The sequence below is a fragment of the Pseudomonas fluorescens genome (genome assembly GCF_041354075.1).
Classification (GTDB): domain Bacteria; phylum Pseudomonadota; class Gammaproteobacteria; order Pseudomonadales; family Pseudomonadaceae; genus Aquipseudomonas; species Aquipseudomonas fluorescens_CE.
This window is the reverse complement of record NZ_JARZGC010000030.1, coordinates 1-11,411: the sequence shown is the minus strand read 5'-3', so window position 1 is coordinate 11,411 and position 11,411 is coordinate 1. Positions and strand designations below refer to the sequence as shown.

Genomic DNA, 11,411 nt, shown 5'->3' with positions numbered 1-11,411 from the left:
CCGGGCAGCGATCCTCCCCCGAATAACCCGATGAAGGTGACGAAATGGCCAAGGCTGCCGATGTCGTTGTGCAATGCCTGGAAAACGAAGGTGTCGAGTACGTGTTCGGCATTCCCGGCGAGGAAAACCTCGACCTGCTGGAATCGCTGCGCAAGTCGAAGATCCGGCTGGTGCTGACCCGTCACGAGCAGTCCGCCGGTTTCATGGCCGCCACCTATGGGCGCCTGACCGGCAAGACCGGCGTCAGCCTGTCGACCCTCGGCCCCGGTGCCACCAACCTGGTGACGGCCAGTGCCTATGCCTATCTGGGCGGCATGCCCATGATGATGATCACCGGGCAAAAACCGATCAAGAAGTCCAAGCAGGGTCGATTCCAGATCATCGACGTGTGCGGCATGATGGCGCCCATCACCAAATACACGCACCAGTTCGCCTCCGCCGATAACATCCCGGCGCGCATGCGCGAAGCGTTCCGCCTCGCCGAAGAAGAAAAACCCGGCGCCGTGCACCTGGAGCTGCCGGAAGACATCGCCGCCGAACAGACCGACAGCACGCCCATCCCGCCGAGCCTGAGCCGCCGCCCATTGGCGGAGCACAAGGCTGTCGAAGCGGCCGTCGATAAATTGCGCAACGCACGCAGCCCGATCCTGGTGATCGGCGCCGGCGCCAACCGCAAGATGACCGCCAAGGTGCTCAAGCAACTGATCGACCAGACCGGCATCCCGTTCATCACCACCCAGATGGGCAAGGGCGTGGTCGATGAGCGTCACCCCTGCTTCCTCGGCAACGCCGCACTGTCGGCCGGTGATTTCGTGCACCGGGCCGTCGAGGCCGCCGACCTGATCGTCAACATCGGCCACGACGTCATCGAGAAACCGCCCTTCTTCATGGTGCGTGGTGGCACTGAAGTCATCCACATCAACTTCCGTTCCGCCGAAGTGGATGCGGTGTACTTTCCGCAGATCGAAGTGATCGGCGACATCGCCAATGCGGTGTGGCAGATCGGCGAAGCCCTGCGCGACACCTCGCACTGGGACTTCACCCGTTTGCTGGCGATCCGCGAGGCCAACGAAACGCAGATCGCCGAAGGGGCCGATGACGACCGCTTCCCGGTCTATCCACAGCGCCTGGTCGCCGACGTGCGTCGTGCCCTGCCGTCCGAGGGCATCGTGGCCCTGGACAACGGCATCTACAAGATCTGGTTCGCCCGCAACTACAAGGCGCACAAACCCAATACCGTGCTGCTCGACAACGCCCTGGCGACCATGGGGGCCGGCCTGCCGTCGGCGATGGCGGCGCATCTGGTCTACCCGGATCGCCCGGTGGTCTCGGTGTGTGGCGACGGTGGTTTCATGATGAACAGCCAGGAGCTGGAAACGGCGGTGAGGCTGGGCATGCATTTGACCGTGGTGATCCTGCGCGATGACGGGTACGGCATGATCCGCTGGAAGCAGGCCAACATGGGCTTTACCGATTTTGGCCTGGATTACGGCAATCCGGATTTCGTCAAATACGCGCAGGCGTATGGCGCCAACGGCCATCGCGTGGAAAGCGCCGAGGGTTTCCTGCCGCTGCTCGAGCACTGCATCAAGACCCCCGGTGTGCACGTCATCGACTGCCCGGTGGACTACAGCGAAAACGACCGCATCCTCAATAGCGAGTTGCGTGAGCGGAGTTTGGCGGTGTAATCCCAGCCCACATTCTCTGTAGGAGCGAGCATGCTCGCGATGGTCTCAAGAACGCCGCGGGGTGTCAGGCACCCAGCGTAATCGTTGACGATCATCGCGAGCATGCTCGCTCCTACAGGGGCGGCGTTTGTTTTCAGTACCCTTCGAGAACAACAACAATGAAAACCCCGGAAGCCGGCACCCGCCACAAGGGTTACCGACGCATCATCCCCTCGATGACTGCCCTGCTGCAGTTCGAATCCGTGGCGCGCCTGAAAAGCTTTACCCAGGCCGCGAGCGAATTGGGCGTCACCCAGGCGGCGGTCAGCAAGCAGGTCAAGATGCTCGAAGAGAACGTCGGCGCCCAGCTGTTTCATCGCCTGCACCGCAGCATCGACCTGACCCACGAAGGCCAGGCGCTGTTCGCGATCATTTCCGAATCCTTGCAGAAAATCGCCACGGTGTTCGACCAGATCAACCAGGCGGGCGGCCACCGGGAATTGACCCTGGGGGTCACCGCCTCGTTCTCGCAGTTCCAGATCATGCCCCGGCTGGCGGCGCTGCGCGAAACCCTGCCCGACATCCAACTGCGCCTGGCGACGCAGATGTTCACCGGTGACCTGCGCACCCAGCAATCCGACCTGTCCATCCGCTATGGCAATGGCCATTGGGAGGATGGCGAGGCGATCCTGCTGTTCGAAGAAGAGATCTTCCCGGTGTGTTCACCCGCCTGGCTGGCACGCAATCACGCGCCCGCCACGCTGGAGGAGCTGGCCGCCATGGGCCTGCTGGATTCCGACTCGACCACTGAAGGCTGGTTGACCTGGCAAGGCTGGTTCAAGCAACTGGGCTTGAGCTCGCCAAAACTGCATTTCACCTTGCGCGGCAACCTGCACGCCGACGTCGTGCACGCGGCGCTGCATGGTCACGGCATCGGGCTGGGCTGGGGCCGGGTGGTGGAACATCTCCTGGACAGCGGTGAACTGGTGCGTCTGGAACCGTTTGCGGTGCGCCCCACTGACGCGTATTACGCGGTCATCCCTTATGGGCGCCCCGCAACACCGGAAGCCTGGGCGATCATTCGCTGGTTGCAGGACCGTGCACCTTTGTCGGAGTTGACCAAAAACAACTTATAACTTGATGTAATGCGACCGGTAAAAATAGGCGCATTGACGGTATTTTTAGCCACTCAGATAATCCTTACAGCACTCGTATCAATAAATACGACATTACAAGAATAGTGCCTGAGGAATAACAATGAGCATTGCGTCTACCAAGTCTCACCGCGAAGTCATCACTTCCCGGCAACCCGGTTTTGGCATGCCTGGCGAAGTGTTCAGTCGCCAGGATATCTTCGAAACAGACGTTGATGTCTTTTTCACCAAACACTGGATATTGGTGGCCGTGACGGCGGATGTCGCCGAGCCTGGCGACGTGTTCACCACCGACATCGGCAAGTCGTCGATCATGGTGTTGCGCGATGATGACGAGCAGGTTCGCGCCTATCGCAATGTCTGCCGCCACCGCGGCGCCCGTCTCAAGGAGCCCGGCAAATCCACGGTCGGCATGCTGGTCTGTCCTTATCACCAATGGACTTACGACCTGGACGGCAGCCTCAAGCACGCCGCCCATATGGGCAAGGGTTTCGACCCCAAGTGCCGCAGCCTGATTCCTGTTCATTGCAAAGTGATCGGTACCCACGTCTTCGTTTGCCTGGCTGAAGAAGCCCCCGAGGACATTGCCGTGCAAGAGGAAGTCATGGGCGCACGTTTTGCACCCTATGACTTGACCAATACCCGCATCGCTTATGAACTTGACTATATCGAAAACGGTAACTGGAAGTTGGTGATGGAGAATAACCGTGAGTGTTATCACTGCGCGGGCACTCATCCGGAACTGCTGGTTTCCTATCACTCCGAAGACCTGGGTGTCAGTTTCGAAGAAATGAGCGAAGAAGCGCGTGCTTCTTATGATGCCTATCAGATTCGCAAGGCCGGTATCGAAGCCGACTGGGCCCGCGAAGGGCACCTCTATGAAACCTTCGAATACCTGGACGGTGATGCCGCCACGCAGTTCCGCACCCAGCGCATGATCATCGCCGGCAGCGGCGAGTCCCAGACCCTGGACACCAAGGTCGCGTGCACCAAACTGCTGGGCAACCTGACGCGCAAGGACCTGGGCGACACTCACCTGTGGGGCAACAACTCCTGGGCCCACGTCATGAGCGACCACGCGATGATCAGCTGGATCATTCCGCTGTCGCCGGACCGCACACTGGTGCGTACCAAGTGGCTGGTGCACAAGGACGCCGTGGAAGGCGTCGACTATGACCTGCAACGCCTGACCGAAGTCTGGGTCGCCACCACCCAGCAGGACGCTGACCTGGTGGCCATCACCCACAGCGGTACCCAGGACCCGGCCTACATTCCAGGGCCGTACTCCGAATTCACCGAGCCGTACGTTGACCAGTTCCTGCGCTGGTACAGCGATCGCCTCGCCGTTCATGGGGTTTAAGGTGATGACCGTCTTTGAAAATATCGCCAGCCTGCGGGCCGACCAGCGTTTCGCCGACACCGACCACTGGGCCGCCCACGGCGCCCAATGGGCCAGTGGCGACACCAAACGCATCGAATGCCTGAGCGTCGTGGCCGAAACCCACGACGTCAAGACCTTCACCTTTCACAGCCCGGACTACCCTGCCCTGGCCTATGAACCGGGGCAGTTCCTGACCATCTCCCCGGTGATCGACCAACAGAGCATTTCGCGCTGCTACACCCTGTCGTCGACACCGACCCGGCCATTCACCTTCTCGATCACCGTCAAGCGAGTGCCTGGCGGCGCCGTGTCCAACTGGCTGCACGACAACCTCAAGGCCGGCGCTGCGTTGAGCGCCTCCGGTCCCGCCGGCATCTTCACCCCCGTGGCAGGTCCTTCGCGCAAGCTGTTGTACCTGTCCGCCGGTTCTGGAATCACGCCCTTGATGGCGATGACTCGCGCGGCGGCCGACCTGCATGCCGACCTCGACATCGTGTTCGTGCACAGCGCCCGTACACCCAAGGACATCATTTTCCGCGAGGAGCTGGCCCGCCTCGAACGCCAGATGCCGCGCCTGCGCACCCTGTTCTTTTGCGAAGGACTGGGGGACGAGCCGGACTGGAGCGGGCCGATTGGACGCCTGTCGATTGCCGAACTGCAACAGCGTATCCCGGATTTCCTTGAGCGCTCCGTGTTTACCTGCGGCCCGAAAGGCTACATGGATGCGGCCAGGGGCCTGCTGGAAACCGCCGGTTTCGACCTGGCGCGCTACCACCAGGAAAGTTTCGACATCAATGCCGAAGTGGTGGTCGAGCCCGCGCCGAGCGTCGAACCCGGCCAGGCCCAGGACACTTTCACCGTACGCCTGGCCCGCTCGGGCAAGGTGTTCACCATGAACGCCGATCAGACGGTACTGTCGGCGGCGAAAAAAGCCGGCGCCGTGGTCCCCTCCTCCTGCAGCCAAGGCGTGTGCGGCACCTGCAAGACCGCCCTGCTCGAAGGCAGCGTGGACATGAAACACAACGGCGGCATTCGTCAGCGCGAAATCGACAAGGGCCTGCGACTGCTGTGCTGCAGCCGGCCCACTTCGGATCTGGTGATTGACCTCTGAGTAAAATCTGAGAACACCTCGCCCCCCCCTGTGGGAGCGGGCTTGCTCACGAAAGCGGTGTGTCAGTCAGAACAGTGCTGGCCGACACATTGCTTTCGCGAGCAAGCCCGCTCCCACAGGGGCCGTATGTGTTCTCGACATCTGGCTAACCAGCCAACTCCCCCCCCGCCATACGGCCTTGTAAAAACAATAAGGAAAGCCGATGCGTGCAAAAACTGGCCTGTTCAAGGGCCTGAATCCCGTGGTGACCGTCGGGTCGCTGCTGATCGTGATCGCCTTCGTGATCCTGTGCGCCTCCCAGGGCGACCAGGCTGCGGGCGTGTTCAAGCGTGCTTCGGACGCTATTCTCGATAACCTCAAATGGTTCTACATCGCCCTGGTCAGCGGCGTGCTCTGCGTGCTGCTGTTCGTCGCCTTCAGCCGCCACGGCACGCTCAAATTGGGCCGCCCCGATGAAAAACCCGAGTTCACCTTCGCCGCGTGGATTTCCATGTTGTTCAGTGCCGGCATGGGCGTCGGGCTGATCTTCTGGTCGGTGGCCGAACCCGTTTTGCATTACGCCAGCAACCCCTTCAGCCCCGGCCTGACCGATCAGGCGGCGTCGATGGCGATGCGCATTACCCTGTTCCACTGGGGCCTGCACCCCTGGGCGATCTTCACCATCATCGGCCTGGGCCTGGCCTATTTCGCCTACCGCGAAGGCCTGCCGCTGGCGCTGCGTTCGGTGCTCTACCCGCTGATCGGCCAGCGCATCTATGGCCCGATCGGCCACACCGTCGACATCATCGGCGCGGCGGTGACCGCGTTTGGCGTGTCGCAGTCGCTGGGCATGGGCGTGGAGCAGATCAACACCGGCCTCAACCAGGTGTTCGGCGTGCCGGTGAGCCTGTCGTTCAAACTGGGATTGATCGCGGTGGTGACGGTGATCGCTTCGATTTCCCTGGTGGCCGGGGTCTCCCGGGGCATGAAACGCCTGTCCACCCTCAACATGTTCATCTCCCTGGGGCTGATGCTGGTGGTATTGGCCCTCGGTCCGACCCACTACATCATGAACCTGTTGTTCGAATCGACCGGCGACTACCTGCAGAACATCATCGGCCTGAGCCTGTGGACCGACACCCAGAACGACACCAGTTGGCAGAAAAGCTGGACCGCGTTCTACCTGCCCTGGTGGATGACCTGGGGGCCGTTCGTGGGGCTGTTCATTGCCCGAATTTCCCGTGGGCGCACCGTCCGCGAACTGGTGGTCGGCGCCCTGCTGGTGCCGACGCTGGTGACCATTCTGTGGATGGCCGTGTTCGGCGGCACGGCGCTCAAGGACGAGCAGAAAACCCGTCAGGCCTACAACAGCCTGCCCGTGGCGCAACAGGTTGAAGCCGGCCCGTTCACCGGCGGCCCGATCCTCGAGGCCACCCGCACGGAGACCACCACCGCGATGTTCACCTTGCTCGAACGCCTGGACGGCAAAACCCTGGGCGCCATCCTCAGCGTCATCGTCTGCCTGTTGCTGGCGGTGCATTTCGTCACCGCCGCCGATGCCGGGACCCAGGTGCTGTGCATGCTCAACTCGCTCGGCAGCCTCAACCCGCCGAACTGGCTGAGGGTGTTGTGGTGCGTGCTGGAAGGCGCAATTGCCGCCAGCCTGATCATCGCGGGGGGACTGGTGGCGATACAGATGGCCAGTATCGTGATCGGCCTTCCGATCGCCGTGTACATGCTGGTGACCAGCTACGGGCTGATCCGCGCCCTGAACTCGAACGCCGCCCTGATCCCCGCCCCCGAACCACTGGCCGCGCAACCGCGCATCGTCGAACCGACCTGACGTTCCTGCACGAGATTGCCCGGGTGTTGTCGATGGTTCGTGAGGCGGCCATCGAACAACTGCCGGTCGCGCATCCTGAGTACCCAGGGGTGGGCATCACCATTTCCCAGCTCTCCGGCCCCAGCGAAGACCCGAATGCCGACTGGAAGAACGTGGTGACCATGGCCAGTGGCGAGTTCTCCTGGAACAACCCGGCCACCTGGACCGGTGCCCTCGACCGCTGCCCCTGCGGCACGGGCGCCAGCGCCAAGATGGCCACCCTGCACGCCAAGGGCGAACTGCCGCTGAACCAGGACTTCCGTCATCAGGGCATCATCGGCAACATCTACACCGGCCGGTTGATCAAGGAAACCACCATCGGTCCCCACCAGGCCGTGGTGCCGACGGTGACTGGCCGCAGCTGGATCTATGGCCTGAACACCTACGTGCTCGACCATGATGACCCGTTCACCGAAGGCTTCACCATTGGGGATATCTGGGCCTGAGGCCCCTGGGCTGATCGTTCCCACGCTCTGCGTGGGAACGATCAATCAAACGACACACCCCCTGTAGGAGCCAACTCGCTCCTACAGAGGAAAATCTCACTCACCGCCGAAACGCGTAAATCCCGCCCAACACCACCAGCACCGCCCCGATCACCAGGGAGGTCTGCAGGGTTTCGCCAAACCAGGTCACGCCGAACACCGACGCGAACACCAGCAGCGAATAGTTGAACGGCTGCAGGGTGACGGCCGCCGCATGCTTGAGTGCCTGCAACAGCAACAGCTGGGCCATCACGCCGCTGATCGACAGCACCAGCAACAGGCCCCACTCGGTCGATGAAGGGTTCACCCATTGCGGTGTGGCCATCAGGGTCGAGGCCAGTGCGCCCCAGAACGCCATGTACAGCATGTTGGTGCCAAAACTGTCGACCGCGCTGATCTTGCGCGTCAGTACACTGAAAAACGCAAACATCACGGCGCCCGCCAGGGGGATCAGCGACGTCAGGCTGAACACGCCCATGCCCGGCTGAAGAATGATCAGCGTGCCGGCGAAACCGATCACGCCTGCCACGCATTGGCGTGGCGTGATGCGCTCACCGAGCATCAGCGCCGCCAACCCCATGGTCAGCAACGGAAAGATCGCGTAGATGGCGTGGGTCTCGGCCAGGCCAAGAAAGCGCAGCGCCAGGCCGAACACCATGATGTCGAACACGGCAATCAGCGAACGGCTCAGTTGCAGCCAGGGATGGGCGCTTTTCAGCGCCGGACGCACCCCGCCCTTCAGGTGCACGAAACACAGGGCAAACAGCAGGAAAAACCAGTAGCGCACCATGATCAGCTGCGACACCGGCAGGTCCTTGACCAGGATTTTGGTGATCCCGTCCTGGGCGGCAAACACGAACATCGACATCAGGCACAACACAATGCCCAACCGCGTACTCTTCAGGCGCCCCGCTTCACTCATCGACTCAGCCACTGTGCTCATGCTCGATCACTCATCCTGCGGATTTTTGTGCCGACGTCATCGCGGGCAAGCCCGCTCCCACAGGGTTTGTCGTGAACACAAAATTTGCATTCAACAGCGTACCTGTCAGAGCGGGCTTGCCCGGGATTGACTGCGACGCGGTCACAACCCTCCGCGACCTTGGCAACAAACCAACACTCAGTCCAGCAGGAAGCTCTGCTCGAACGGATAACGGGTCAGCACCTCGCAGCCGTCCTCCGTTACCAGCAACTGATTCTCCAGCTTGATCCCGTCACGCCCGCCGACTTCGCCGATGTACGCCTCGACGCACAGCGCCATGCCCGGCTCCAGCACACCTTCGTAACCATAGGAATCGACATCTTCCGGGTAGCGAATGCACGGGTATTCGTCGCACAGCCCGACGCCATGGAACATCACGCCATAGCGCTGGGCGCGGCAGGATTCGGGCAGGCGGTGGGCCAGGCGGGTCAGTTCGGTGAAACCCACGCCCGGGCGCACCAGTTCGGTGTTGTAGCTGATGTGCTCATGGGCGATGCGGTACAGGCGTTTCTGCTCGGCGCTGGGTTCCAGATCGCCGCAGATCCAGCTGCGCGACATGTCTACGCAGTTGCCGTAGACACCGATCAGGTCGGTGTCGAAGGACAGCAGGTCACCGTCGCTGAGCACCCGTGGCCCGGACTCCTGATACCAGGGATTGGTGCGCGGGCCGGAGCTGAGGATGCGGGTTTCGATCCATTCGCCACCCCGGCGGATATTGCCGGCGTGCAGCGCCGACCACACGTCGTTTTCGGTGGCACCGGCGCGCATGGCCTGGCGCATTTCGCCAATTGAGGCTTCGCAGGAGGCCACGGCGCAGCGCATGGCCTTGATCTCGTCCGGGCCCTTGATCACCCGGGCGTGTTCGGTGACTTCCTGGCCGCTGCTGACCTGCACCCCCAGGGCTTCGAGTGCCCGTAACCCGGCAAATTCGATGCGGTCCACCGCCAGCCGCCGATTGCCGCCGCCGTGGGTGCGCAGCAGATCGTCCACCTGCGCGGCAAAGCGCTTGGCGTGCTGCTCGGTGCGGTCGCCGGTTTCGAAGTAGAAAAACGACGCGCCACTGCGCAGTTCGCTGATCAAAGGCAGGTGTGCCGAGAGGTGATCGCAGCCATGGAAGTCCCAGAGCACCACGTGGCCGCTGGCGGCGACGAAGCAGGCCCGGGCCGGGTTGTGGGTGGTCCACAGCTGCATGTTGGTGGTGTCGGTGGCGTAGCGAATGTTCAACGGGTCGAACAGCAGAATGCCCGCCAGGTCGCGGGCAACCAGTTGTTGCGTGAGTCGTTGCAGACGGTATTCGCGCATCGTTGCCAACTGCGGCGCTTGCAGGCCCAGTTGCGCCCATTCGGCAAACGCCAGCGGCGTCGGGCCGATTTCGGTGCGGTCGTTGTCATCCAGTGATCCATCGGCGCGACGTCGGGCGGGGTCGATACGGCGGGCGTCGGCAGGAATCGAGAATGGCGAGGTCATCATGGTCAGGCGGTCCTCACGGTATTGTTCTTGTAACCCTGATCGCGGCGTGGCGCCGCGATCAGGGGCAGGCCCTCACATCAATTGCTGGCTTGAGCGGCCTGGGTGCCCACTTCGCGCGCGGCTTTCACCCAGCCATCGAACTGTTCCTGGTGCGCGGCGATCCATTCCTTGGCGTGGCGCTGGATATCGGCCATGGATTTCTCGCCCTGCTGCATCTTCAGGTTCTCGGCGCTCTCGTCCGCTGCCGGAATCTGCATCAGCGACAGGAACTTCACCGCCGCCGGGTTTTTCTCGGCAAACTTGCGATTGACCAGCGCCTGCACCTTGTCCAGGGCGAAGCCCAGGTTCTGACCTTCGTAGGTGGTGTCCAGGGTGTTGTCGCCGCCCGGCAGGTCGGTTTTAGGCACCTGCAGCCAGACCACGTCACGCCCTTCCACCATCACGCCGGCCACCCATTGTGGAATCCAGGTGTAATAGAACACCGGCTTGCCTTCCTTGAAGCGGGTGATGGTGTCGGCCATCAGCGCGAAGTACGACCCCTGGTTGACGTGAATGGACTTCTCCAGATCATAGGCTTTCATCTGGTGAGCGATCACCAGTTCGCAGCCCCAGCCCGGGTTGCAGCCGGTCATGTCGGCCTTGCCGTCACCGTCGGTGTCGAACAGCTTGGCGATCTCCGGTTTTTTCATGTCGGTGATGTATTTGATGTTGTATTGATCAGCGGTTTTCTTGTCGATCAGGTAACCCTGCAGCACGCCGGGCAGGACATTGCCGACCTTGATCATGTTTTCGTCACCGCCGGCCTTTTCGTAGAACGAGGCATGCAGCTTGTCCCAGGCGTTGACGGTGAAGTCCGCGTCGCCGAAACCGACCGCCAGGACCATGGTGGCGTATTCGGTTTCCTTGGGTTTCTGCACCTTGTAGCCCAGTTCGCGCAGGCCGGCCAAGGCCACTTCGCCACGGAAACGCTCCTCATCGACGGTCGGGAACGCCGGGGTGATCTTCACCCCGTCCCCCGGTTTGTCCAGCGAGGCGCTGGCGCCCAGGCAGGCGACGCTGAACGCCACGGCCGAGGCGCATTGGAGAATACGGCGGGTGAATGTGGACTCGTACATCTTCGCTTACCTTTTGTGATTGTTGTGTGGATTGCGGCAGATAGAGCGGTGAATCTCAGGCGGTTTCGCGTTGCCCTGCGGGTTGCGTTGAGCCGAACAGGCGCAGCACCACGCCCACGGGGCCGGTGTGGTACCAGCGCCGGCTCGGGTCGGCGTTGGTTCGTGCGCCCATCGCCTGGGTCAGG

Annotated in this window: 9 protein-coding genes; 6 read left to right on the top strand and 3 right to left on the bottom strand. The window is 62.1% G+C overall.

Annotation, left to right across the window (positions count from 1 at the left end; all coding sequences use genetic code 11):
- The first annotated feature begins 44 nt into the window (after nucleotides 1–44).
- The 6 genes from QIW53_RS25245 (at nucleotide 45) to QIW53_RS25220 (ending at nucleotide 7,620) form a co-directional block, all read left to right on the top strand.
- On the top strand, nucleotides 45–1,688 hold the full coding sequence (locus tag QIW53_RS25245) for an acetolactate synthase large subunit (protein ID WP_371052284.1): 1,644 nt from the start codon (nucleotides 45–47) through the stop codon (nucleotides 1,686–1,688).
- A 158-nt stretch (nucleotides 1,689–1,846) separates the two neighbouring features.
- A complete protein-coding gene (locus tag QIW53_RS25240) occupies nucleotides 1,847–2,803 on the top strand; it encodes a LysR substrate-binding domain-containing protein (RefSeq protein WP_371052283.1) in 957 nt (318 codons plus the stop codon).
- A 121-nt stretch (nucleotides 2,804–2,924) separates the two neighbouring features.
- Nucleotides 2,925–4,181, top strand: coding sequence for an aromatic ring-hydroxylating oxygenase subunit alpha (locus QIW53_RS25235; RefSeq protein WP_371052281.1), 1,257 nt, complete (start codon nucleotides 2,925–2,927; stop codon nucleotides 4,179–4,181).
- Nucleotides 4,182–4,185: 4 nt separating this feature from the next.
- Nucleotides 4,186–5,313, top strand: coding sequence for an FAD-binding oxidoreductase (locus QIW53_RS25230; protein WP_371052280.1), 1,128 nt, complete (start codon nucleotides 4,186–4,188; stop codon nucleotides 5,311–5,313).
- A 202-nt stretch (nucleotides 5,314–5,515) separates the two neighbouring features.
- On the top strand, nucleotides 5,516–7,135 hold the full coding sequence (locus tag QIW53_RS25225) for a BCCT family transporter (RefSeq protein WP_371052278.1): 1,620 nt from the start codon (nucleotides 5,516–5,518) through the stop codon (nucleotides 7,133–7,135).
- Nucleotides 7,132–7,620, top strand: coding sequence for a proline racemase family protein (locus QIW53_RS25220; protein WP_371052326.1), 489 nt, complete (start codon nucleotides 7,132–7,134; stop codon nucleotides 7,618–7,620). The genes QIW53_RS25225 and QIW53_RS25220 overlap by 4 nt, the downstream gene beginning before the upstream one ends.
- 100 nt (nucleotides 7,621–7,720) lie before the next feature.
- Here QIW53_RS25220 and QIW53_RS25215 read toward each other — a convergent pair whose 3' ends face one another.
- The 3 genes from QIW53_RS25215 to proX form a co-directional block, all read right to left on the bottom strand.
- Nucleotides 7,721–8,602, bottom strand: a complete 882-nt coding sequence (locus tag QIW53_RS25215) for a DMT family transporter (protein WP_371052276.1) — start codon at nucleotides 8,600–8,602, stop codon at nucleotides 7,721–7,723.
- A gap of 177 nt (nucleotides 8,603–8,779) precedes the next feature.
- On the bottom strand, nucleotides 8,780–10,111 hold the full coding sequence (gene dddP, locus QIW53_RS25210) for a dimethylsulfonioproprionate lyase DddP (RefSeq protein WP_371052275.1): 1,332 nt from the start codon (nucleotides 10,109–10,111) through the stop codon (nucleotides 8,780–8,782).
- Nucleotides 10,112–10,188: 77 nt separating this feature from the next.
- A complete protein-coding gene (gene proX, locus QIW53_RS25205; protein WP_371052274.1) occupies nucleotides 10,189–11,226 on the bottom strand; it encodes a glycine betaine/L-proline ABC transporter substrate-binding protein ProX in 1,038 nt (345 codons plus the stop codon).
- Between the last annotated feature and the right edge of the window lie 185 nt (nucleotides 11,227–11,411).

Bases quoted from the DNA above. Each gene is read 5' to 3' on its own strand.
- dddP (WP_371052275.1), bottom strand. From the start codon at position 10,111: ATGATGACCTCGCCATTCTCGATTCCTGCCGACGCCCGCCGTATCGAC.
- QIW53_RS25240 (WP_371052283.1), top strand. From the start codon at position 1,847: ATGAAAACCCCGGAAGCCGGCACCCGCCACAAGGGTTACCGACGCATC.
- QIW53_RS25230 (WP_371052280.1), top strand. From the start codon at position 4,186: ATGACCGTCTTTGAAAATATCGCCAGCCTGCGGGCCGACCAGCGTTTC.
- proX (WP_371052274.1), bottom strand. From the start codon at position 11,226: ATGTACGAGTCCACATTCACCCGCCGTATTCTCCAATGCGCCTCGGCC.
- QIW53_RS25235 (WP_371052281.1), top strand. From the start codon at position 2,925: ATGAGCATTGCGTCTACCAAGTCTCACCGCGAAGTCATCACTTCCCGG.
- QIW53_RS25225 (WP_371052278.1), top strand. From the start codon at position 5,516: ATGCGTGCAAAAACTGGCCTGTTCAAGGGCCTGAATCCCGTGGTGACC.
- QIW53_RS25245 (WP_371052284.1), top strand. From the start codon at position 45: ATGGCCAAGGCTGCCGATGTCGTTGTGCAATGCCTGGAAAACGAAGGT.
- QIW53_RS25215 (WP_371052276.1), bottom strand. From the start codon at position 8,602: ATGAGCACAGTGGCTGAGTCGATGAGTGAAGCGGGGCGCCTGAAGAGT.